The sequence below is a fragment of the Iodidimonas sp. SYSU 1G8 genome, from assembly GCF_039655775.1.
Lineage (GTDB): Bacteria > Pseudomonadota > Alphaproteobacteria > SMXS01 > SMXS01 > RI-34.
Genome location: NZ_JBBYXJ010000002.1, coordinates 559,217 through 582,433, shown reverse-complemented (window position 1 = coordinate 582,433; position 23,217 = coordinate 559,217). Strand labels below are relative to the sequence as shown.

At 65.0% G+C, this 23,217-nt stretch carries 20 protein-coding genes; 6 read left to right on the top strand and 14 right to left on the bottom strand.

Annotation, left to right across the window (positions count from 1 at the left end; genetic code table 11):
* Positions 1 to 31 precede the first annotated feature (31 nt).
* The 3 genes from WJU17_RS13840 to WJU17_RS13830 are packed head-to-tail and all read right to left on the bottom strand — an operon-like array spanning position 32 to position 2,800.
* Positions 32 to 943: a prephenate/arogenate dehydrogenase family protein gene (locus WJU17_RS13840; RefSeq protein WP_346327987.1), complete on the bottom strand. Its 912-nt coding sequence runs from the start codon at positions 941 to 943 to the stop codon at positions 32 to 34.
* Positions 936 to 2,024, bottom strand: coding sequence for a histidinol-phosphate transaminase (gene hisC / locus WJU17_RS13835; protein ID WP_346327986.1), 1,089 nt, complete (start codon positions 2,022 to 2,024; stop codon positions 936 to 938). Before hisC ends, WJU17_RS13840 begins: the two co-directional genes overlap by 8 nt.
* 5 nt (positions 2,025 to 2,029) lie before the next feature.
* Positions 2,030 to 2,800 carry a chorismate mutase gene (locus WJU17_RS13830; protein ID WP_346327985.1) on the bottom strand — a complete coding sequence of 257 codons (771 nt, stop codon included), beginning with the start codon at positions 2,798 to 2,800 and terminating at the stop codon, positions 2,030 to 2,032.
* A gap of 217 nt (positions 2,801 to 3,017) precedes the next feature.
* Here WJU17_RS13830 and WJU17_RS13825 point away from each other — a divergent pair, with 217 nt between their 5' ends.
* Genes WJU17_RS13825 through WJU17_RS13815 form a run of 3 tightly spaced genes read left to right on the top strand, consistent with a single transcriptional unit; the run spans position 3,018 to position 5,478 of the window.
* Positions 3,018 to 4,145, top strand: a complete 1,128-nt coding sequence (locus WJU17_RS13825; protein ID WP_346328955.1) for a homoserine O-acetyltransferase — start codon at positions 3,018 to 3,020, stop codon at positions 4,143 to 4,145.
* Positions 4,145 to 4,822, top strand: coding sequence for a methionine biosynthesis protein MetW (metW, locus tag WJU17_RS13820; RefSeq protein ID WP_346327984.1), 678 nt, complete (start codon positions 4,145 to 4,147; stop codon positions 4,820 to 4,822). Before WJU17_RS13825 ends, metW begins: the two co-directional genes overlap by 1 nt.
* A complete protein-coding gene (locus WJU17_RS13815; protein ID WP_346327983.1) occupies positions 4,819 to 5,478 on the top strand; it encodes an HAD hydrolase-like protein in 660 nt (219 codons plus the stop codon). The genes metW and WJU17_RS13815 overlap by 4 nt, the downstream gene beginning before the upstream one ends.
* Before the next feature lie 3 nt (positions 5,479 to 5,481).
* Here the strand turns inward: WJU17_RS13815 and WJU17_RS13810 are convergent, their stop codons facing one another.
* Both WJU17_RS13810 and WJU17_RS13805 read right to left on the bottom strand, forming a co-directional pair.
* Positions 5,482 to 7,338 carry an AMP-binding protein gene (locus WJU17_RS13810; RefSeq protein WP_346327982.1) on the bottom strand — a complete coding sequence of 619 codons (1,857 nt, stop codon included), beginning with the start codon at positions 7,336 to 7,338 and terminating at the stop codon, positions 5,482 to 5,484.
* A 10-nt stretch (positions 7,339 to 7,348) separates the two neighbouring features.
* Positions 7,349 to 8,155 carry an enoyl-CoA hydratase-related protein gene (locus WJU17_RS13805; RefSeq protein WP_346327981.1) on the bottom strand — a complete coding sequence of 269 codons (807 nt, stop codon included), beginning with the start codon at positions 8,153 to 8,155 and terminating at the stop codon, positions 7,349 to 7,351.
* A 355-nt stretch (positions 8,156 to 8,510) separates the two neighbouring features.
* Here WJU17_RS13805 and WJU17_RS13800 point away from each other — a divergent pair, with 355 nt between their 5' ends.
* Positions 8,511 to 10,946: a TonB-dependent receptor gene (locus WJU17_RS13800; RefSeq protein ID WP_346327980.1), complete on the top strand. Its 2,436-nt coding sequence runs from the start codon at positions 8,511 to 8,513 to the stop codon at positions 10,944 to 10,946.
* A gap of 230 nt (positions 10,947 to 11,176) precedes the next feature.
* Here WJU17_RS13800 and WJU17_RS13795 read toward each other — a convergent pair whose 3' ends face one another.
* The 7 genes from WJU17_RS13795 to phaR all read right to left on the bottom strand — a co-directional run bounded on the left by WJU17_RS13795 (position 11,177) and on the right by phaR (position 19,068).
* A complete protein-coding gene (locus WJU17_RS13795; protein ID WP_346327979.1) occupies positions 11,177 to 11,911 on the bottom strand; it encodes a hypothetical protein in 735 nt (244 codons plus the stop codon).
* Positions 11,912 to 12,179: 268 nt separating this feature from the next.
* Positions 12,180 to 13,715: a long-chain-fatty-acid--CoA ligase gene (locus tag WJU17_RS13790; RefSeq protein ID WP_346327978.1), complete on the bottom strand. Its 1,536-nt coding sequence runs from the start codon at positions 13,713 to 13,715 to the stop codon at positions 12,180 to 12,182.
* 6 nt (positions 13,716 to 13,721) lie between these two features.
* Positions 13,722 to 14,999 carry an acyl-CoA dehydrogenase family protein gene (locus tag WJU17_RS13785; protein ID WP_346327977.1) on the bottom strand — a complete coding sequence of 426 codons (1,278 nt, stop codon included), beginning with the start codon at positions 14,997 to 14,999 and terminating at the stop codon, positions 13,722 to 13,724.
* A 156-nt stretch (positions 15,000 to 15,155) separates the two neighbouring features.
* Positions 15,156 to 16,217, bottom strand: coding sequence for a phosphotransferase family protein (locus WJU17_RS13780; protein ID WP_346327976.1), 1,062 nt, complete (start codon positions 16,215 to 16,217; stop codon positions 15,156 to 15,158).
* Complete coding sequence (locus WJU17_RS13775) at positions 16,210 to 17,490, bottom strand: MFS transporter (protein WP_346327975.1); 1,281 nt, start codon at positions 17,488 to 17,490, stop codon at positions 16,210 to 16,212. The genes WJU17_RS13780 and WJU17_RS13775 overlap by 8 nt, the downstream gene beginning before the upstream one ends.
* Positions 17,491 to 17,598: 108 nt before the next feature.
* Positions 17,599 to 18,093 (bottom strand): cell wall hydrolase, encoded by a 495-nt coding sequence (locus WJU17_RS13770; protein WP_346327974.1) that lies wholly within the window; start codon positions 18,091 to 18,093, stop codon positions 17,599 to 17,601.
* 333 nt (positions 18,094 to 18,426) lie between these two features.
* Positions 18,427 to 19,068 carry a polyhydroxyalkanoate synthesis repressor PhaR gene (gene phaR / locus WJU17_RS13765; RefSeq protein ID WP_346327973.1) on the bottom strand — a complete coding sequence of 214 codons (642 nt, stop codon included), beginning with the start codon at positions 19,066 to 19,068 and terminating at the stop codon, positions 18,427 to 18,429.
* A 188-nt stretch (positions 19,069 to 19,256) separates the two neighbouring features.
* Here phaR and WJU17_RS13760 point away from each other — a divergent pair, with 188 nt between their 5' ends.
* Both WJU17_RS13760 and phbB read left to right on the top strand, forming a co-directional pair.
* Positions 19,257 to 20,435, top strand: coding sequence for an acetyl-CoA C-acetyltransferase (locus WJU17_RS13760; protein WP_346327972.1), 1,179 nt, complete (start codon positions 19,257 to 19,259; stop codon positions 20,433 to 20,435).
* Positions 20,436 to 20,473: 38 nt separating this feature from the next.
* Positions 20,474 to 21,199: an acetoacetyl-CoA reductase gene (phbB, locus tag WJU17_RS13755; RefSeq protein WP_346327971.1), complete on the top strand. Its 726-nt coding sequence runs from the start codon at positions 20,474 to 20,476 to the stop codon at positions 21,197 to 21,199.
* 60 nt (positions 21,200 to 21,259) lie between these two features.
* Here the strand turns inward: phbB and WJU17_RS13750 are convergent, their stop codons facing one another.
* On the bottom strand, positions 21,260 to 22,402 hold the full coding sequence (locus tag WJU17_RS13750; protein WP_346327970.1) for a metallophosphoesterase: 1,143 nt from the start codon (positions 22,400 to 22,402) through the stop codon (positions 21,260 to 21,262).
* 95 nt (positions 22,403 to 22,497) lie between these two features.
* Positions 22,498 to 23,142: a flavin reductase family protein gene (locus WJU17_RS13745; RefSeq protein WP_346327969.1), complete on the bottom strand. Its 645-nt coding sequence runs from the start codon at positions 23,140 to 23,142 to the stop codon at positions 22,498 to 22,500.
* Between the last annotated feature and the right edge of the window lie 75 nt (positions 23,143 to 23,217).

The following is a 23,217-nucleotide window of genomic DNA, read 5'->3' as shown; positions in this document are numbered from 1 at the left end:
AAACATTCTTAATCATTGATGCTATGGGTGACTACCCCTTCCCGTGCGACCGCCCGAAATCGGGTGCCGGTGTCTCCTGGCCGGCGTCGATCACTTCCCGGCGGATCGCCCGCGTGCGGGTGAAGAGGTTGAACAGGGTGTCGCCGTCGCCCCAGCGGATGGCGCGCTGCAGGGCGGTCAGGTCCTCGGTGAAGCGGCCCAGCATCTCCAGCACGGCTTCCTTGTTATTGAGGAAGATGTCGCGCCACATGGTGGGGTCGGACGCGGCGATGCGGGTGAAGTCGCGGAAACCGCCGGCCGAGAACTTGATCACTTCGGACTGGGTCACGGTTTCCAGGTCCGCCGCCGTGCCGACGATGTTGTAGGCGATGAGGTGCGGCACGTGGCTGGTGATGGCCAGCACCAGATCGTGATGGCGCGCGTCCATCACCTCGGTCTTGCTGCCCAGGGTCTGCCAGAAGCGCACCAGCCGGTCGGCGGCGTCCGCGTCGGCGCCTTCCGGCGGGGTGATGATGCACCAGCGGCCGTCGAACAGTTCGGCGAAGCCCGATTCCGGGCCGGAATTCTCGGTGCCCGCCACCGGATGGCCGGGGATCAGATGCACGCCCGGCGGGATGTACGGGCCGACATCGTCGATCACCGCCTGCTTGACCGAGCCGACGTCGGAGACGATGGCGCCCTGCATCAGATGCGGGCCGATCTCCGCCGCGACGGCGGCGAAGGCGCCCACGGGCGTGCACAAGATCACCAGATCGGCGCCGGTCACCGCCATCGCCGCCGTGTCGGTGACCCGGTCGGCGATGCCGAGGCGCAGCACGGTGTCGCGCGTTTCCCGCGAGCGGGCGTGGGCGACGATTTCCTTCGCCAGCCCCTCGCGCCGGACGCGGTGCGCGATCGACGAGCCGATGAGGCCGACGCCGATTAGCGCCAGCCGTTCAAACACGCGCCTGCCCCATGAAGGCGGCCAGCACGTCGGTGACCCCACGATTTTCCGCCTCGGTGCCCACGGTCAGGCGCAGATGGTCGGTAAAGCCGTAGGAATCCATGCGGCGCAGGTACCAGCCCTTGTCCTGCAGGTAGGCATCGGCCGCGCGGGCCCGTTCGGTCGAGCCGAAGCCGATGAGCAGGAAATTGCCGGCACTGGGCACCACGTCGAGACCGAGACCGCCGAGACGCTGGAAAAGCCAGTCGCGCCAGCGGCTGTTGTGGGCCAGCGCCTTTTCCAGGAACTCGCGGTCGTCCAGCGCGGCGACGGCGGCGGCCTGGGCCGGAGCGGCCACGTTGAACGGGCCGCGCAGGCGGTTCAGCACGTCGACGATGCCCGGCGCGCCATAGGCCCAGCCCACGCGCAGGGCGGCGAGGCCGTACACCTTGGAGAAGGTGCGGGTCATGATGACGTTGGGCGCCCAGCTGGCCAGCTGCTGGCCCGAATCATAGGCCGGGTCGGTGACGAATTCGGCATAGGCGGCATCGACCACCAGCACCACATGCTCGGGCAGACCGGCATGCAGCCGCTCAAGCTCGGTGGCCGGTATATAGGTGCCGGTCGGATTGTTGGGGTTGGCGATGAAGACGATCTTCGTGCGTTCCGTCACCGCCGCCAGCATGGCGTCGACCGAGACGGTATAGCCATCATCCCTGGCCGCCACCGGTTCGGCGCCCACGGCGCGGGCGGCGATCGGATAGATCAGGAAGCCATGTTCGCTGTACAGCACCTCGTCGCCCGGCCCGGCATAGCCACGGGCGAGAAGCTGGAGCAGATCGTCCGAGCCGAAACCGCAGACGACACGGTCGAATTCCACATCGTGGTGACGGGCGATGGCCTCGCGCAGCTTGTGCGCGCCGCCGTCCGGATAGCGCTGGAGCGTCGCCTCGGCCTTGCGGTAGGCCTCCAGCGCCTTGGGGCTGGGGCCGAGCGCGGCCTCGTTGGACGACATCTTGCCGACGTAACTGGTGTCCTTGGACTTGCCGCCCTGGTACGGCTCGATATCGAGCACCCCTGGGCGGGGAATCGGTCCGGTCATGATTTTCAGCCTTCGATGAGCGGGTTGGCGTAGCCGCCAATGATGACGGCGGTCTGCGCGCCATAGGCGGCGCGGGCGTCTTCCAGCGCCGCGTCGCCATCCCGGAGAAAGCCCGGAAGGGCAACCAGCGCCGTGCCGTTATGTCGTGCCAGCGCGGGTCCGTCGCCCGCCACGCCGTCGAGCACCACCAGCGTGGTCTCGGGACCGCCGCTGTCCTCGCGGACCGGGGCGATGGCGAAGGCGGTCGCGCCATTCGCCATGAAAAAGGGCAGGCGCGCGAAGATCCGCAGGCCTGCCCCGGTCGTCTCGGATGCCAGCAATCGCCACCACGGCTCGCCATCGGGCTCGAACGCCAGGACGCCGATGGCGCCCGGTTTGCCGGCCACGTGATCGATCACCGCCTTGACGTCCATCATGGGGGTGAAGGGAATGTTCACGCCGAAATGGCCGCGCGCCACATCCCAGACGGCGATGCGGTCGGTGCCGCCCCAGACGGCGACCTCGATGGGCGACTGGCGATTGAGGAACGCGGTCATCAGCTCGCGCCAGATATGACCGATCACGGAGAACGGAATGTTGCCTTCATGCCGGCCCTTGAGCCGGCGCAGGATCGAGGCCTCGCGGCCCGGGCGCAGACGCGGCGCGTTCGGCGCGGCGCCGTTCTTGGCGGCGACCACCAGCTCGCCCAGCCTGGCGCGTTCCATCAGCAGCGCGTGGATCTGGTTGTCCACGGCATCGATTTTCTCGCGTATCTGCTCCAGCGTCGGCTGGGACATGCCTCGTGCGCCCCTTGATCGAGAAGCGCCATTACTAGTCGGGCACCCCCCGAAAATCAAAGAAAACATTGACACTCCGCGACACACGACCCTAGCTAATGCCCCGCGCAGCCCTATGTCATCCGGCACTGTTCCAGGCCCGCAAAAGACGCCCATGAATTCGCTTAACCACCCGGCGCCCCACCCCCGTTATGTCGAGGCGCGCCGCCAGTTCGGAATGGACGAGGATCCGCGCGGCAACGTGCTGCGGTTGGATGCCGTGCCGTTCCGCCTGGTGAGCGGCGCGGAACTGCCCGAGGTGACGGTCGCCTACCAGACCTATGGCACGCTGAACGCCGACAAGACCAATGCCGTGCTGGTCTGCCACGCCCTGACCGGCGACCAGCACGTGGCCAATCCCCATCCCATCACCGGCAAGGATGGCTGGTGGGAAAGCATGGTCGGCCCCGGCATGGTGATCGACACCGACCGGTTCTTCGTCATCTGCACCAACGTGCTGGGCGGCTGCCTGGGCACGACAGGGCCGAAGGAGATCAATCCGGCGACCGGCGAGCCCTGGGGCATCGACTTCCCGGTCATCACCATCGGCGACATGGTCAAGCTGCAGGCGGCGCTGCTGGATCAGCTGGGCATCCCCGACCTGTTCTGCGCCATCGGCGGCTCCATGGGCGGCATGCAGGTGCTGGACTGGGCCGCGCGTTTTCCGGGCCGGGTGTTCTCGGCCGTGCCGATCGCCACGACCGCGCGCCAGTCGGCCCAGAACATCGCCTTCGACGAGGTCGGGCGCCAGGCGATCATGGCCGACCCGGACTGGCGCGGCGGCCGTTACTATGACGCGCCGCACGGCCCGAAAGCGGGGCTGTCGGTGGCGCGCATGGCCGCGCACATCACCTATCTGTCCGAGGCCGGGCTGCACCAGAAGTTCGGGCGCAAGCTGCAGGACCGCGATGCGCTGACCTTCGGCTTCGACGCCGACTTCCAGATCGAAAGCTATCTGCGCCATCAGGGCAGCACCTTCGTCGAGCGCTTCGACGCCAACTCGTATCTCTACATCACCCGCGCCATGGACTACTTCGATCTGGCGGCGGATTACGGCGGGATGCTGGCCAATGCCTTCAAGGGCACGAAGACCCGCTTCTGCGTGGTGTCGTTCACCAGCGACTGGCTCTATCCCACCACGGAAAGCCGGGCGATCGTGCACGCCCTGAACGCGGCGGCGGCCCAGGTGAGCTTCCTGGAATTCGAGACCGACAAGGGCCACGACAGCTTCCTGCTCGACGTGCCGGAATTCTACGACGTGCTGCGCGGCTTCATCGGCGCGGCGGCGGAAAAGCGGGGTCTGTGATGGCGACGCGCGAAGCCGACATCCGCGCCCGGGACATCCGCGTCGACCTGCTGGAAATCGGCCGGATGATCGAGCCGGGCAGCCGCGTGCTGGACATCGGCTGCGGCGACGGCGACCTGCTCTACCATCTGGTCCACGACCGGCGCGTGGACGCGCGCGGCATGGAACTGACCCGCGAGGGCGTGAACGCCTGCGTGGCGCGCGGCCTGTCGGTGGTGCAGGGCGACGCGGACCGCGACCTGGGCGACTATCCGACCGGCGCCTTCGACTATGCCGTGCTGAGCCAGACCCTGCAGGCCATGCGCGACACCCGCGCGGGGCTGGAACAGATGCTGCGCATCGGCAAGCGCGCCATCGTGTCGTTCCCCAATTTCGGCTTCTGGAAGGTGCGGCTGCAATTGCTGGTCACCGGCCGCATGCCCGAATCCCGGGCGCTGGAATATCCCTGGTACAACACGCCCAACATCCATTTGTGCACCATCCGCGACTTCGCCGACCTGTGCGAGGAGCTGGGCATCACCGTGGAACGCTTCCTGGCCATCGACGCCAGCGGCAAGCCGGCGCGCATGGCCCATTCGACCCGGCAGGCCAATCTGCTGGCGGAACAAGCGCTGTTCCTGCTGGCCTATCATGGCGAGCGCGACGCGTCGGGCGCGCCGCTGTACCGGCCGCGATGATCGATACCCTGTTCATCGATCTGGACGGGACACTGACCGATCCCAAGCCCGGCATCACCGGCTCGGTGCGCTATGCGCTCGACAAGCTGGGCATGCCGGTCGCCGAGGATCACAGCCTGGACTGGATCATCGGTCCGCCCATGCAGGAAAGCCTGGTGCAGCTGACCGGCAGCGACGCGCTGGCGGCGGCGGCGCTGCAGCATTACCGCGACCGGTTCGGCACCATCGGCCTGTTCGAGAACGCGGTCTATCCCGGCATTCCGGAGTCGCTGGCCGCGCTGCGCGCCATGGGCCTGCGGCTGCATCTGGCGACCAGCAAGCCCTGGGTCTATGCCGAGCGCATCCTGGAGCATTTCGATCTGGCGCGCTTCTTCGACAGCGTGTTCGGCTCGGAGCTGGACGGCACCAACATCCGCAAAACCGATCTGCTGCCGCACGCCATCGCCAGGACCGGCGCGGACCCGGCCAGGGGACTGATGATCGGCGACCGCAAGCACGACGTGCTGGGCGCGCTGCATGTGGGATTGACGCCGGTCGGCGTGCTGTACGGCTATGGCGACCGCGAGGAACTGGTCGGCGCGGGCGCGCGCCGGCTGATCGAGCGCCCCGCCGAGATGGCGGGGCTCGTCACCCCGGAACGCCGCCTGCGGGCCTGAGCCTTACGCCAGATCGATCACGTCCGGCCCGGGCGCCGCCTCGAACAGGCGCGCGGCCAGATCGGCGCGCCGGTCCAGCGCCGCGCGCTGGTTGACGTAGCCCTTCTCGGTGATCTCGTGGTTCTCCATGGAGGGCGGCTCGGCCATCAGGATCGCCCGCTGGATGCGCGTGGACGACCCGGGATAGGCCTGGTTGTGCGCCCGCAGGCCATGGGCGATATGCGCGGTGACCTTGGGGTCTCGGATCAGGTCGGCGACCGGCACCGTCTCGTCCACGCCGGCGATGCGGCGGCAGGCGGCCACGTTCGGCCAGAGCAGGCTGCCGACGAAGTCCTTGTCGTGGCCGGCGATCAGATTGTCGGCGATGGCCGGCGCGCAGGCATCGTTGACCTGCACGCGCAGGGTGCCGACCGACACGAAGGTGCCCGAGGTCAGCTTGAAATCCTCGACGACGCGGCCGTTGAAGGTCAGGCCCTTGTTGATGTCGGTCTCGTCGACCAGTTTCAGCGCGTCGCCGATCTTGTAGAAGCCTTCCTCGTCGAAGGCCTCGGCGGTCTTGTCCGGCTGGCGGTAATAGCCGGTGAACACGTTCGGGCCCTTCACGCGCACCTCGAGCTTGTCGCCGTTGGGCACCAGCTTCAGGGTGGTGCCCGGCATGGGCAGGCCCACATTGCCCGTGCCCTCGATGGGCCAGTGCAGGGTCGATGATACCGGGCCGGTCTCGGTGGAGCCCCAGCCGGTGCGGAACAGCAGGCGCTGGCCGATCTCGCGCACGGCGAGGTCCTGATAGCGCTGCCAGATCTCGTGCGGCAGGCTGGCGCCGCCATAGCCCAGCTTGCGCACCCGGCTGAAGAAATTGCGCCGCACCTCGGCGTCTTCCTCCAGCGCATGTACGACGAGCGCGTGACCGGCGGCGACCGAGAGATATTCGGTCGGCGCGATCTCGCGCAGATTGTCGATGGTGCGGTGGAGCATTTCCGGCAGCGGCTTGCCGTCATCGATGTAGAACGAGCCGCCCTGGCTGAGGATGCCGTTGAAATTGGAATTGCCGCCATAGCAGTGATTCCAGGGCAGCCAATCGACCAGCACCGGCGGGATCGCCGGGTCGCGCGGGAAGATCACCTCGTTGGCGCGCTGGTTGGAGCACATCATGCGCTGGGTCTGCGCCACGCCCTTGGGCATGCCGGTGGAGCCGGAGGTGAACAGGTACTTGCCGATGCTGTCGGGACCGGTGCGCGCGAACGCGGCGCGCACGGCGTCGGTGGGCGTCACCGCCAGCAGGTCGGTCAAGGGCGTCGCCTTGACGCCGCGCGGCGGATCCTCGTGGCCGACGATCTCGACGCCGTCCAGGTCAAGCGACGCCAGCGCGCCTTCGAACGCCGTGCCCTGCTCGACGAAGATCAGCCGGGGCTGGATCAGGTTGAACACGTGATGCAGCTTGGAATGGGCGCCCGGCATGGTGGAATAGGCGGTCGCGACCGGCGAGGCCGGAATGCCGACCTGCATGGCCGCCATCACCAGCAGCGCGTGGTTGATGGAGTTGCCGGACAGGATCATCACCGGCTTGCCGGCGTCGAGCCCGCGGTCGAGCAGCGCCTGCGACAGGGCATTCACCTTCCTCAGGCCGTCGCCATAGGTGATGGATTCCCAGGTCCGGTCCCTGGCGCGCTGGGCCATCCACAGGCGATCAGGGGTTTGCGCCGCCCATTTGTGCAGGTAGGCGACCACGTTGCGTTCGTAGTCGCCCAGATCGAGCAGGCTCTCGACGATGATCGAGCCGTCGGGGCGCCGGGTCATGCGGCCGTTCGGATCCGCATGGGGGATCGGGAAGAACGGGGCGAGATTGGTCTTCTGGTCCATGACGGTTCTCTCAGCGGCCTTTGAACGAGGCGGGGCGCTTCTCGAGGAAGCTGGCGACGCCTTCCTTGTGGTCTTCGGTCTGGAACAGGACGCCCAGGATGTGGGCGATCCAGCTGCCGATCTCGCGGTGCTCGCCATAGGTGGTCTTGCGCAGCCCTTCCTTCAGGTGCTGCACGGCGAGCGGCGGATTGGCGGCGATCTTGCCGGCCATGGCATAGGCCGCCGGCATCAGCTCGGCATGCGGCACGGTCCTGAGCACGAGGCCGATGCGCTCGGCCTCGGCGGCATCAATGACGTCGCCGGTGAACAGCAGCTCGGCCGCCTTCTGCACGCCGACCACCAGCGGCAGGCGCGTCAGCCCGCCCAGGTCGGTGATCAGCCCGCGCTTGACGAACAGCTCGGCGAACTTGGCCTTGTCCGAGGCGATACGGATATCGGCCATCAGCGAGAGGTCCATGCCCCAGCCCATGGCCGCGCCGTTCACGGCGGCGATGATCGGCTTGCCGCAATCCATGATGGCGGTGGCGGCCGGGGTCGGGATGGGCTTCACCCGCGTCAGACGGTGGACGCTGCCCTCGCGCTCGTCGCCGGCCATGATGGCGCGGACGTCGTCGCCCGAGCAGAAGCCCGGGTCGGCGCCGGTCAGCACGACGACGCGCACGTCCGGATCGTCATGGGCGAGCAGGAATGATCTCTCCAGCTCGTCATAGGCGCGGTGGTTGAGGGCGTTGTAGATCTCCGGACGGTTCAGTGTGACCGTCGCGACATGATCCTTCACGTCATAGATGACGTGGACGAATTCTTCCGGCTTCAGCATCCCGTTTCCCCAGTTCCGCGTGAGTGTATGCGGGGCGGGGCGCGGTTGGCAACGCGTGTTACTGGCCGGTGCGCCGCGCTGCGCGGGGGCTGGAGTTCCGCCGCGGGCCGTCGCGTAAAGTCATCAGCGCTTTTAAAGATGGCGCGGTTCCTGGCACTGACTATACCGCAGTGTAATAAATAACGGTTATTGCGGTACGACAACAAATAATCAATTATGAACCTTGTATCAGAATAACGCTAAACAACCCGAGTCGCCAAGAATCTGACTTTACCGTTACTTCCGATACAAGCCTCTAAATTACCGTATAGGTATAATTTTTCTTGGGGAGGAAAGGATGAAACAGAGGATGACAATGTCCGCCCGCGCTCCGCGACTGATCGCGCTCGTCGCTGGCGGGCTGGCCGGGGCCGTCGCGGCGTTCCCGGCGCTGGGGCAGGACGCGCCGCCCGAGCAACGCCGCACGGAGTCCGTGACCGTCACCGCGCGCAAACAGGCGGAAAGCCTTCAGACCGTGCCGGTGACCGTCACCGCTGTCGGCGGCGCGGATCTGGACCGGTTCCAGTACGACAAGATCGAGGACGTGGTCACCCGCATCCCGACGCTGAACGTGCAGATCGGCGGCTCGGGCTCGGGCGCGCAACTGAGCCTGCGCGGCGTCGGTTCGTCCAACATTTCCGCCGCCTTCGATTCCGCCGTCGCGCTGGATTTCGACGGCGTGCAGGTCAGCACTATGCGCATCCTGCAGTCGGGCTTCATGGACGTGCAGCAGATCGAGGTGCTCAAGGGCCCGCAATCGCTGTATTTCGGCAAGAGCGCCTCGGGCGGCGTGCTGTCGATCAAGTCGAAGAACCCGACGCCGGACTGGGAATATGGCGGCAAGGTCGCCTATGAGATCGAGGAGCGCGGCTACACGCTCGAGGCCTACACGTCGGGCCCGATCACGGACACGCTCGGCATCCGGCTGGCGGCGCGATTCAACGACATCGAGAAGCTGCTCTACAACACCGCGCCGGTGGCCGATCCCAAGCGCGGCGAACAGAACATCAATGCCCGCGCCACGTTCCAGCTCGACCCGAGCGACAATTTCTCGGCCAACCTGAAACTGAACTATGTCCGCCACGAAAATGATGGCGGCATTTTCTTCGCCGTGAACGATTGCGGCGCCAACGGCCGGCCGGACGAAATCTACCTGCTCAGCGGCGGGTTCGTCGTGCCGCCCGGCTATGGCTGCGACTCGTCCGGCAAGACCTATTTCCTGCCCGACATCGCGCCGCCGCTGGCGATCCAGTCGCCCGCCGAGGCCCCCGAGCCCGGCAGCAACAACGGCGTGCCCTATGGCGTCGCCACGACCCTGTTCGCCATCCTGAAGATGGACTGGGAGATCAGTGACTCACTGACCCTTACCTCGGTGACGGGGTATGTGGACCAGTCGGCCCAGGACCAGGACGAATACAGCTATGGCGGCCTGCTGAACGGGGTGTCGTTCGGCGTCGGTACCGGCCTGACCGATCACCAGCTCGAGCAGTTCAGCCAGGAGTTGCGGCTGGCGAGCGACTTCAACGGTCCCTTCAACTTCATGCTGGGCGCCTTCTATGAAACCCGGCACAGCGAGTTCAACACCGGCCAGCAGGCGGTGAACATCTCGCTGGTCGGCAGGGATCCGGTGACCGGCAATACATTCGACTGGTACAAGCGGCACATCACCAATGGCGATGCCTTCTCGGTCTTCGGCAGCGCCTCCTTCGACATCACCGACCGCCTCGAGCTCTCCGGCGGCCTGCGTTGGACGAAGGAAAAGAAGACCAACAACATCCTGGTGCCCTATGTGCACACGTTCCTGTCATCGGGCCCGGCCTTCATCGACAGCGGATTCGATTCAGGCCCGATCCGGTTCAAGGACGACAATTTCTCGCCGGAAGTGACCTTGAGCTATCAGGCGACGGACGACATCAACTTCTATGGCTCGTTCAAGACCGGCTTCAAATCGGGCGGCATCGACAACAGCGCGCTGCCGTCGTCCAACCTGCTCGGTTTCGCCAGCGACGATCCGGCCGTGCGTGAAGCGACGGCGAACGCCCTGATCTATCGTTCCGAAACGGCCAAGGGCGGTGAAATCGGCATGAAGTCGCAATGGGCGGATCAGACCGTGACCCTGAACCTGGCCGGATATTACTATGTCTTCGACGACTTGCAGGTGCAGAACTTCGATGCGGTCGCCATCCAGTTCGCCACGTCCAACGCCGGTGAAGTGACCACCAAGGGGCTGGATCTCGATCTCGCCTGGGTGACACCGGTCGATGGTTTGCGGTTGTTCGGCGCGCTGGCCTACACGGACGCCAAATATACCGACTTCTTCGACTCCAATCCCAACAACGACCCCGCCATCGACGACGATCTCAATGGCCGGTCGGTCGCCCGCGCCCCGAAATGGGCCGGCAATATCGGTGCCGATCTGCGCATTCCCGTCGGCAATGCCTGGGAACTGGGGATCACCGGCAACATCCAGTTCAGCGGCAAGTACTTCACCAACGAAGACTCGTTCGACGACATCGTCCAGTCGTCCTATGTGACCTTCGACCTTGCCGTCTCCATCGGCGATCCGGACGGCACCTGGCAGCTGGCGGTGATCGGCACCAACCTGACGGACGAGCTGTATGTCCAGACGAGCGGCGGCCGTCCCTTCCTGGCGCCCCCCGGCAACGTCCGGGGCCTGCCGGCCGGCGACGACCAGATCCTGAACTACAACCGCGGCCGTCAGCTCGCGATCGAGGCGTCGTTCAAGTTCTAGGGCAAACGCCGCTCGCATCCTCTTGGGCTTTCCCCTCGGTGATTCTGCGAGTGTAGCGAGGCTGTCCAGCCCCTCCGATGAAGCTGAATGATGGTGCAGGAAGGCAGGTGACGAGGAGTGGCAGATGCAACTTGGGAAACCAATCTTCGGCTTGCGCCCACGTTTGCCCAGGGGTCGAGCGATTCGTATTGGCCTTCAGCCGGCCGATAAGTCATCGTCATCAACCCGCTCTACATGCGATAAAATGTATAGGATAGATTGCCGTCTCCACACAAACCTGACACAACAATGCATGTCATTTCGATCATTTGGCCAGGGCCGATGGGTCCGCCGACTGGATAACGCCCAATTTTTCCTTCTATACGAATACTCCCGTCGCAGCGATTTTCTGCAGAATACTTAATGAACTGCCCATCATTACGGCCAGGCTCGACCCTGCCGCAAGAAGCTCCGTATTGATCTGTAGGATCCTCCCGCTCAGCTGCGTGTGTTGACGTTGGTGGATCATTGGGGTGGTTAGCGGTCGCGCTCTTACTCGGGGCACCCCGTTGAAATCCTGGCTGCATTTCTGCATCCTGCTGTGTCTTAGAGGAATCGCTTGGCGAGTTAAATTTCGCTGAAGATGGTAGGTTTGACAATTGAGTTCGATACCATTGCTGGCGTTCTCTAAGAGCGCTTCGAATGAAGTCAAACATCTTCAAGGTCTCGTCTTCTACGGTCTCGAATTTTCCGCCTTGAGAGTTCATCCGGCGCTGAAAGTAAGCGATTTTGCAATCACGCCACTTCATCATGGCCACGTGAAACTGCTTCAGATCGCTACTCATCAGCGGCTCAGCCTGTTCCTGCGTCATGCCCGAATATGTCCCTTCGGATGGCAGCGCATTTGGCATGGGGCAGTCCTGGGCTAACGCGTCATTCCCGCCCGAGAGTATGAAACCGACCGCAAATACAAATGTAATACGCATGACGAGCCCCCCATTTCCCCTATCAGAGATCAAGACAGCCTGCTCGTCAATAGGTCGCAGCGGGCCGAAAGCGGGGCCGCCATGCACAGTTAGAGCGGTCGATCCTAACTAGCTTCAGGATTCGTTTGTCATGAATCTTAATTCCCTATTCGCATTGGGTTTACGGTGACTCCGAGTGGTCGGGAAGGGATGCAGGCCGACCAGATTCATGAACTGCCACGCAATCGCGCCAGCTTTCGTTGGAAACCTCGTTCATGTTCTAAAGGATCTAATGCGCGGCGTTCCGGTAAGGCTCGCGCAGCGAATATTTGCGTACCTTGCCCGCGCCCGTGAGCGGCAGCGGCTCGGTGCGGAACTCGTAGCTCTTGGGACATTTGTAGGCCGCGATCAGGGACCGGCAATGGGCGCCCAGCGCCTCGGCGGTGACGTCATGGCCGTCGCGCGGGACGATCACCGCATGGACGGCCTCGCCCCATTTCTCGCTGGGAACTCCGATCACGGCGCATTGGGCGACCGCCGGATGACGGTAGAGCGCGTTCTCGACCTCGCCCGAATAGATATTCTCGCCGCCCGAGATGATCATGTCCTTGAGCCGGTCGGCGATGAACAAAAAGCCGTCCTCGTCCATGTGGCCCAGATCGCCGGTGAACATGCGCCCGCCGCGCAGCGCCTGCGCGGTTTCCTCGGGCCGGCCCCAATAGCCGAGCATGATGGTCGGGCCGGACGCCGCCACCTCGCCGATGGTGCCGCGCGGCACCTCGTCGCCATGCGCGTCGACCACGCGCACGTCGACGCCGTGGATCGGCTGACCGGCCGAGCGCAGCTTGGCGCCGCCGACCACCTGGAAGGGCGGCTTGAGCAAGGTCATGAAACCGGTGGTCTCGGTCATGCCATAGCGCTGCATGAAGCCGGCGGTGGGAATCTTCTCCAGCGCGCGGGTCAGCAGCGCCTCGGCGATGGGCGAGGCGCCGTAGATCATGCCGCGCAGCGAGGTCAGGTCGTACTCGTCGAACCCCGGATCGTCGAGCACGGCGCGCAGCATGGTCGAGACCAGATAGACCTCGGTGACGCCGTGATCCTGAATGGCGCGCAGGGTCGCCGCGGGCTCGAACCGGGGCAGGCAGACATGACTGCCGCCCGCCATGGTCACGCCCATCACCGTGCCAACATCGGCGAGATGGAACATGGGCGCCACATGCAGGCCCACGGAATCGGCGTGGAACATGTCCTCGGCGATCATCATCAGGCTGTGCATGTAGAGATTGTTCTGGCTGAGCATCACGCCCTTGGAGCGGCCCGTGGTGCCGCCGGTGTAGAAGATGCCGGCCAGCTGGTCCTTGTCCACCGGCTCGGGCGGCATGGGCCGGGCCATGGCGATCAGGGTTTCCAGATCGTGCGCCCCTGACGCCGCTCCCGCGCCGGTGGTGATCACGGTCTCGATGGAGGGCGCGCCCGCGAGCACGCCGCCCAGCAGCGGCAGATGGGCGTCATCGACGATCAGCACGCGCGGCGCGCAGTCGTTCAGGCTGTCGATGATCTCGGGAAGGGCCCAGCGCGTGTTGACGGGCGCGATGGCCGCGCCCGCCCACGGGATGGCGAAATAGGCCTCGATATGCCAGCCGGCATTGTCGGCCATGACGGCGACCCGGTCGCCCGTCCGGACGCCGAGGCCGCGCAGGGCCGAGGCGAACCGGGCAACCCGGCTCTCGACCTCGGTCCAGTTGAGCTGCCTGCCCGGCTCGATGATCGCCGCGTGGTGTCCGCGAAGTTGCGCGGTGCGGCGCAGGCCGAGAGACAGCAGCATGATGGCCTACTCGGCGGCCTTCTTCAGGCGCGCGGCCTTCTTCGGGCCCTGGAAGCCGAACAGATAGCCCGCGACCTTGCGGATCTGGATCTCTTCCGAGCCTTCGGTGATGCGGTAGCGGCGGTGATGGCGATAGATGTGCTCGAACGGCTTGTGGCGTGAATAGCCCATGCCGCCATGCACCTGGATCGCCGTGTCGGCCGCGTTGCAGGCCAGGCGGTTGCCGCGGTAGTTGCACATGGACACGGCGTCGGACACTTCCATGTGGTTGTGCTTGTCCAGCTCGCAAGCGGTCTTGCGCACCAGCCAGCGGACCATCTCGCATTCGGTGTGCAGCTCGGCGAGCGGCCACTGGATCGCCTGGTTGGCCGAGATCGGCTTGCCGAAGACGATGCGGTTGTTGGCGTATTCGACCGATTCATTGATGCAGTACTGGCCGACGCCGACGCCCGAGGCGGCCTGGCGGATGCGGTTCTCGTGCAGGAAGGTCTGGGCGACCTGCAGGCCCATGCCTTCCTCGCCGAAGATGGACGAGTGCGGCACCTTCACGTCGCGCAGGGTCACGTGGGCGTGATCCGTCGGCATGTTGAAGGTCCACATGAACTTCTCGACCTTGAAGCCCGGCGTGTTGGTCGGCACGAAGAAGCAGGTGATGCCCTTGGCGTCGCCCGGCTTGCCCGAGGTGCGGGCATAGATCATGTCGTGGGTGGCGTGATGCAGGCCGGTGTTCCACATCTTCTCGCCGTTGATGACCCAGTCGTCGCCCTTGCGCACGGCGGTGGTTTCCATCCAGGTGGCGTCCGAGCCGTGATCGGGCTCGGTCAGGCCGAAGGCGACGCGCGCCTTGCCGGTGATGGTGTTCTCCAGGAACATGTCCTTCTGTTCCTTGTTGCCGAACGCCATCAGCATGTGCACGAACGGGAAGTTGCCCACGATGGAGCTTTCGTTCTGCAGGTCGTTGTGCAGGCCCAGGCCCTTCTTGGCCAGGTGCTCACGGATGATCGCCATGCCCAGATTCGAGCCGCCTTCGCCTCCGGCTTCCTTGGGCAGCGCATAGCGCAAATGGCCGGCCGCGTCGGCGCGGCGGCGCATCTCGCGCAGCAGCTCTTCCCACTCTTCCTCGGGCTGGCCGTCATTGTCCCAGTTGGTGCGCGAGTGCTCGCGGCGGTGATCGAAGAAGCGGATGTTGTCGTTCTCGTTCTCGAGCGGCTTGATTTCCTTCTCGATGAAGGCATCCAGCGCATCGAGCTTGGCCTGAATATCGGCCGGAATCGTGAAATCCATGGTTCTCTCCCCAATCGGACGGTGGCGGCGCACAGGCGCGGTCGTCGCGCACTATAAGCGGTCGGTTCCCGGCTGTTAACGGTAAAAGGGCACTGGTGCAGGTTCGCGGAATATTGTCCGGGCGGTCAGTTCTGGCCGACGAACGGGCGCAGCCGCCTACCCCGCCAACCGCTTGGCGATATCATACGCGGCCTTCGACTGGGGCCAGGCGCGGCGGCCCATCATCAGGGCCTGGTCGCTGGCGGCGGTGCCCTTCTGGGCGCGGGCCAGGATGCCGAGCGAGATCTGGGCGTGACGGAACAGCATGGCGGCCATGTAGTACTCCCAGTGCGGGATGCTGTCGCGGCCGGCATGGTGGCAGTATCTCGCCAGCAGTTCCTGTTCGGTGGGAATGCCCATGGCCTTGAGGTCGAGATGCGCCAGCCCGCCCGGCACGTCGGCGCCCTGGCGGTAGTAAAGGCAATGCACCGCCAGATCGGCGAGCGGCGCGCCGATGGTCGACAGCTCCCAGTCCAGGATGGCGATCACTTTCGGCTCGGTCGGGTGCAGCACCAGATTGGCCAGCTTGTAGTCGCCATGGACGATCCCGGCCGGCTCCTCGGGCGGGATGTTGGCGGGGAGCCAGTCGGCCAGCCAGTCCATTTCGGGGATCTTGGTCGTCTCTTCCAGCCGGTACTGGCCGATGAAGCGGCTGAGCGTGCGGGCGATGTAGTCGGTGGGCTTGCCGTAATCGCCCAGACCGATGGCGACATGATCGACCTTGTGCAGGCGGGCGAGCACCTCGATCATGGATTCGTAGACCGCTGCCCGTTCCTCCGGATCGGAATCGGGCATCTCGTTGCCCCAGATGATGCGGCCGTCCACATGGTCCATGATGTAGAACCAGGTGCCGATGACGCTTTCGTCGGTGCACAGCGCGTACGTTTTCGGCACCGGCACGTCGGTGGCGCCGAGCGCGCTCATCACCTTGTATTCCCGGTCGACGGCGTGGGCCGATTTCAGCAGCTGCCCCGGCGGCTTGCGGCGCATGACATAGCGCTTGCCGCCGGCGGTGAGGCTGTAGGTCGGGTTGGACTGGCCGCCCTTGAACTCGCGCACGTCGACCGTGCCGGTGAAGCCGGCGACATGCTTTTCCATGAAAGCCTGGAGCCGGGCGATGTCGAAGGCGCGGCCGGGCGAGACGGGCTGGGTGCCCGAAAACAGATCCTGCTCAGACATCCTTCACCTGCGCGCTCATGGCGTTCTCCCGTTCGATCATGGTCTGCTCGCCGATGCGCAGCATACGCGCGGCGACGGTCCAGAGACCGCCGAGAAGCTGTATCCCCAGCACGGCGGCGAAGGCAAGCCGGTAGCTTTCCGGCGCGGCGTCGGCGCCGACGCGCGGATAGAAGTCGAGCAGCATGCCGACGAGCCACTGGATGATCGAGGTCATCAGGAAGCTCATCTGGTTGAAGCCGGTATAGACGCGGCCCGCCAGGTAGACCGGAAACGCCCGCGCCAGGCTGGCCACGGTGAGGCTGGCCCAGCCGATCGACAGCGCCCAGAACACCCACAGCAGGGTCGCGCCGGGCCAGGCGATGATCAGCCCCAGGACGAGCATGCTGCCGAAGATGCCCGTGTAGGGAATGGTCATCGGCCCGAAGCCGCGCCGGCCCAGCCATTCCATGAGATGGCCGACCAGCAGGTAATTGAAGATCGACACGAAGGCGATGGCAAAGAGCACGTTGGTGGCGCTCGACGTGGTCTCGCCGCCCACGCCCTTCAGCCAGGACAGGACATAAAGCGTGCCGACGCCCTGCGAGATGCCGATGGAGATGAAGGCCCAGGGCGTGGTGCGCCAGAAATAGCCGCTGCCATAGACCTTGCCGATGCCCTTGATCTGGTCGAGCAGCGTCTCCGACGAGGATTTGGCGCCGTGGCGCGGCGCGAGCACCAGCAGCAGGATCGCCGCCAGCACCGACAGCCCGGCCATGATCAGATTGATGCCGCGCCAGTCGGTGACCTGCAGCAGCCATTCCGTGGGTTTGGTGGCCGAGATGGCGCCCAGGATGCCGACCGCGAACTGCACGCCGTTGATGGTCGGCAGCTTGTTGACCGGAAACCACAGGGAATAGGTCTTGAGCGCCGCCATCATGCAGGCCGCGAAACCCATGCCCATGAGGATACGGCCGATGGCCATGTGCGCGCTGGTATGAGACAGGGCGAAGATCAGCGTGCCCGTGGCCGCCACCAGAAGCATGCCCGCATTGACCTTGCGCGGATCGTACCGGTCGAGCAGCACGCCGATGGGCAGTTGCGCCAGACCGAAGGCGATGAAGAAGGCCGTGCCGAAGGTGAGGCCCATGGTCGCCTCGGACAGCCCGAGATCGGCCTGGATCGGCCCCTTCAGCAGGTTGCCGCTGGAGCGGGTGAACATGGACAGGAAAAAGCCGAACCCGAACGCGGACAGAATCCGAAGGGCGAGGCCCGCGGGCAGTGTGGCTATGTTCAAGGAAATGATCCGGTTCAGCGCGTGTCGGGGGCGAAGCCTAGCGGCAATCGCCCCGAACGCCTAGAGCCGGATTCAGCGCCGGTGATTAATCACCGGCGCTCACCGCGCTCAGCTGTCGTGCCGCCGGCGGTCGCCATAGAAGACGTGGCTGCCGACACTGGCGATGCGCACGAGCTTCTGGGTCCAGTCAGGCTTGCCGACCGAGGTGGCATGGAAATACTTGGCGTCGCCGATCGACACCGGCAGCCAGTTCTCGCGCACCAGATAGGCGATGCGGTTCGCCCTTTCCCAAGCCGCCAGATCGCGGGGCCGCTCGGGGAGGCCATCGCAGGCGAAATGGAACTGGCAGCCCGACACGCTGCGATGGTGCTGAAACACGACCCCGCAGATGGTGCTGGGATAACGATCGTCGCCAACCCGGTTCAGGATGACCCGCGCGACGGCGGCCTGACCTTCCATCGGTTCGCCGCGCGCCTCGAAATAGACGGCCTGCGCCAGGCACAGGTGCTGCTTGTCGTCAAGATCGGGAACTCTCGCGAATTCGACGAGTTGATCGAGTGTGGCGGGAAGCGGCGCGCCGATGGCGTGCTCGAGAGCGGCCATGCGTTGCTGAGCCCAGGGTTGAGCCGGTGCTTCATGGAGTCGCGCACTCGATGGCAGAAACATGATGCCTGCACTCAGAAGAAGGAGAGCGGCGACATGCCTGATGGTGTGTATCGACTTCACTACGATGTTTTGCCCTGCGTAGTTAGCGCATAAACGGCGGCTTTTGCCGTATCCGCTCGCCCGGCACTTGTCTCGAACCAGCCCAAGCGGACTGGTGGGAGGTAGTTGCTTGCCTGACGGCGCGCAAGCTTTTTATGCCCTCGGGAGCGGCCTAGGCCTACTCAGGGTTGCAAAAGAGCCACAAAAATCAGCCAAAAAGCCAATTCCCAGCTATTTTTTCGACAGATCTTCCAGCTGTTTTTGCAGCGCGTCGAGTTGCGCCTTCACCTGCGCGAGCGATTCGTCCGAGGCCTCGCGTACCGGCGTGGCCGGCGTTTCCGCCGTATCCGTCTCCGATATTTCACCCTTTCCGGCAAAGGGGGAGAACATGTTGAACATACGTTCGAACAGCGCGATGTTCTGGCGGGCCATCTCCTCGATCCGCGCGAGCGGCGGCTTCGGCGTGAAGGTGCTGACCAGATACTCGCGCATCTTCTCCTGGTCCCGCGTGAAGCGATCCATGCTCATGTCGAGATAGCGCGGCAGCGCGGCCTGCAGGGTGTCGTCGTAGAAGCGGATCAACTGGCGCAGGAAATTGATCGGCAGCAGGTTCTCGCCCTTGGATTCCTGTTCGAAGATGATCTGGGCCAGAACCGAGCGGGTAATATCGTCGCCGCTCTTGGCGTCGAACACGACGAAATTGTCGCCTTCCTTCACCATTTCGCGCAGATAATCCAGGGTGACGTAACTGCTGGTGGCCGTATTATAGAGACGGCGATTGGCGTATTTCTTGATGACGATCGGCGCCTTTTCGACACCCACGTCACCTGTGGCCGGTGTTTCCGTCGATTTAGCTATCTTACGCTCCTTCAACGACTCTTCCCCCGCCAAACGATTATGCGCTCGTACTTTTTTCAGCATCTTGCGCGCTCATGCTGCATTGCGCAAGACCCTGAATCCCGAAAACCGCTTGATTCTACTGCGCTGCACTATAAGGTCCGCGGCATCCTCCCGGACGACGAATCGAGCCGCGCCGCCCGGCCACAGCAGCTCAGGAGATCATGATGACCGAGGTGTATATTGTCAGCGCCGCGCGTACCCCCGTGGGTTCGTTCAACGGTTCACTGAGCGGCGTGCCCGCGCATTATCTGGGCCAGGTCGCGATGGCCGAGGCGCTGAAGCGCGCCGGCGTCGACGGCGCCGATGTGGAAGAAGTGATCTTCGGCCAGATTCTCACCGCCGGCCAGGGCCAGAACCCGGCCCGCCAGGCGTCGATGAACGCCGGCATCCCCAAGGAAGTCTCCGCGTGGGTCGTCAACCAGATGTGCGGCTCGGGCCTGCGCACGGTGGCTCTCGCCACCCAGGCGATCAAGAACGGCGACGGCAGCATCATCGTCGCCGGCGGCCAGGAAAGCATGAGCCAGGCCCAGCACGCCGCCTATCTGCGCGCGGGCGTCAAGATGGGCGACCTGAACTTCATCGACACCATGATCAAGGACGGCCTGTGGGACGCCTTCAACGGCTATCACATGGGCACCACGGCCGAAAACGTGGCCAAGCAGTGGCAGATCACCCGCGAGCAGCAGGACGAGTTCGCCGTCGCGTCGCAGCACAAGGCGTCGGCCGCCCAGAAGGCCGGCAAGTTCGCCGATGAAATCGTTCCCGTCACCATCAAGGGCCGCAAGGGCGACGTGGTCGTGTCGGAAGATGAATACATCCGCCACGACGCGGCGCTGGACAAGATGTCCGGCATGCGTCCGGCCTTCAGCAAGGACGGCACCATCACCGCGGGCAACGCCAGCGGCATCAATGACGGCGCCGCCGCGCTGGTGCTGATGTCGGGCGAGGAAGTGAAGCGCCGCGGCCTGACGCCGCTGGCACGCGTCGCCTCGTGGGCGCAGGCGGGCGTCGATCCGGCGATCATGGGCTCGGGCCCGATCCCGGCGAGCCGCAAGGCGCTGGAGAAGGCAGGCTGGAAGGTTGGCGACCTGGATCTGGTCGAGGCCAACGAGGCCTTCGCCGCCCAGGCCTGCGCGGTCAACAAGGACATGGGCTGGGACACGGACAAGGTGAACGTCAATGGCGGCGCCATCGCCATCGGCCATCCCATCGGCGCCTCGGGCGCGCGCGTGCTGACCACGCTGCTGCATGAAATGGCCCGCCGCGACGCCAAGAAGGGTCTTTCCACGCTGTGCATCGGCGGCGGCATGGGCATCGCCCTGTGCGTCGAGCGCGACTAATCCAGAAACATCAACAAGAACACTTCAGGAGACGACCTATGGCACGTGTTGCGCTGGTTACGGGCGGGACTCGCGGTATCGGAGCGGCGGTTTCCATCGCCCTCAAGAACGCCGGCTACACCGTCGCGGCGAACTACGCCGGTAACGACGAGGCGGCCGCCGAGTTCAAGAAGGAAACCGGCATCGCCGTCTACAAATGGAACGTCGGCGACTTCGACGCCTGCGGCGAGGGCATCAAGCAGATCGAGGCCGAACTGGGCCCGATCGACGTCCTGGTGAACAATGCCGGCGTCACCCGCGACGCCATGCTGCACAAGATGTCGAAGCAGCAGTGGGACGACGTTCTCAACGTCGACCTCACCTCGGTCTTCAACATGTGCCGCCACCTGATCGACGGCATGCGCGAGCGCAATTTCGGCCGCATCATCAACATGACCTCCATCAATGGCCAGAAGGGTCAGATGGGCCAGACCAACTACTCCGCCGCCAAGGCCGGCATGATCGGCTTCACCAAGGCGCTGGCGCAGGAAACCGCCAAGAAGGGCATCACCGTCAACGTGATCGCGCCGGGCTACATCAACACCGAGATGGTCGCCGCCGTGCCGGAGAAGGTGTTGGAGAGCATCATCGCGACGATCCCCGTCGGCCGCCTGGGCGAGCCGGAAGACATCGCGCGCGGCGTGGTCTATCTGGCCGCGGACGATGCCGGCTTCATCACCGGATCGACGCTGACCATCAACGGCGCCCAGTACATCGCCGGCTGATCCAGCCCGCATGACACGCGAAAGGGCGGCTTCGGCCGCCCTTTTTCTTGGCCCGGCCGCTCAGGCCGTGACCAGCCGGATCCGGGTGATCTCCGACGGGACCCCGAACCGGTTCGGCGGCCCCCAGTAGCCGGTGCCCCGGCTGGTATAGACCCACAGGTCGCGCAGGCGGTTGAGGCCGCCGGTGAAGGGCTGCTGCAGCGGCACGAAGAAGTTCCACGGCCAGAACTGGCCGCCATGGGTGTGGCCGGAGAGCTGCAAATGATAGCCCGCCTCCGCCGCCGCGTGCGCGGTACGCGGCTGGTGCGCCAGCAGGATGCGCGTGGCGGCGTGGGCCGGCGCGCCGTGTAGCGCCCCGGCGGGATCGCTGCGGTGGTCCGGGTCGAACTGGTGCGCGGTATAGTCGTGCACGCCGGCGACGACGAGCGAGGCGCCGTCATGGGACAGCACCACATGCCGGTTGCCGAGCACGGTCAGCCCGAGGCGATGGAGTTCGTCGATCCAGGCATGGGCGCCGGCGTAATATTCATGGTTTCCGGTGACGAAATAGGTGCCATGACGCGCGCCGAGCCGGGCGAGCGGCGCGGTATGATGCGCCAGATCGCCGACGCTTCCGTCGACCAGATCGCCGGTGATGGCGATCATGTCGGCCTCCAGCCGGTTCACCGCGTCGACGATCCGGTCCAGATAGCCGCGCTTGATGGTGGGCCCGACATGAATGTCACTGATCTGGGCGATGACGAACCCGTGCAGCGCCCCGTCCAGGCCGGCGATGGGAACGTCCACATGCTTGATCCGGGCAAGGCGCCGGGCCGAGAAGAAGCCGGCAATGCTGACCACCAGGGTCAGCGCCAGCACGGCCAGGGCGGACCAGGTGGTGATGGCCGCCAGCAGCGCCGGCGACACGGCCATCCAGGCGACGAGGAGCAGGACATCCCGGAGCAGGGTGAACAGCAGCAGCCATGAGAACACGCCCATCGCCAGCGAGCCCGCCCAAGTGAGGCGGTCGCCCAGGGGCTGGTGACGGATGTATCGGCCCAGCACGGCGAAGGGCAGAAGCACGACGGAGGCCAGCAACGCCGCGGCGCCCAGCAGCACGCCGGGCGTGCCCAGGGACAAATCAGGCAGCAGCCTCGCGCCGATATAGGCGTGCAGCAGGGCGGTCAGCCCGAGCGCGATGTAGAAGAAGCCTGGAAGGCGCATGGGATGCCCTGTGCCGCGTGTGAAGGTCGCACGCTACATGGGGCCGCCGCGCGGCGGTTCCAAGGTGCCGTGGCGCGAACGCGTCGGGAACCGGCCTATTCGCCCGCCTTGCGGCGCTCCACCGCCCAGTCGGCATAGGCGATGCGCGGCATGTTGAAGGTGCCGGTTGTGTCGGTGTACCAGCCGCCACCATGCATGCGGCCGATCAGCTGCATCATGGGCGCGTCCACGTGGAAGGTGGCGGGATCGAAGCAGGCGTCGTCGATATGCATGTAGAGAACCTCGCCGACCACGATGCGGTTGCCCGTCCCCACTTCCAGCGTGGTCATGCGCCTGCACTCGAAGCTGACGGGCGATTCCTTGATGTAGGGCGCCTTCACCTTGACGCTGGGCACCGCTGTCAGGCCGGCGCCCTCGAGCTCGTCCTCCTCGGCGGGGAAGTCCATGGCGCACAGATTCATGTGCGGGGCGATCGCCTGGCTGACCAGGCTGACGACGAACTCGCCCGTGTCACGGATATTGTCACCGGTATCCTTGCGCGGCGCGTAGTCGGTCACCTCGAGCCCCAGCACCACGAGCGGCGGCTCGCTGCTCATGGCATTGAAGAAGCTGAACGGCGCCGAATTGACGATACCGGTCTTGCTGACGGTGGTGACCAGCGCGATCGGCCGCGGCACCACGGTGGAGACCAGCAGCTTGTAGCGCTCGGCGCGGGAGAGAGTCGCGAAATCCAGTTCCATGGGAGGCTCCACCGTTGTGAATGCCATTTACTATATCATGATATATTTATCCGCAAGCGCCTTTGCCACGTCGCC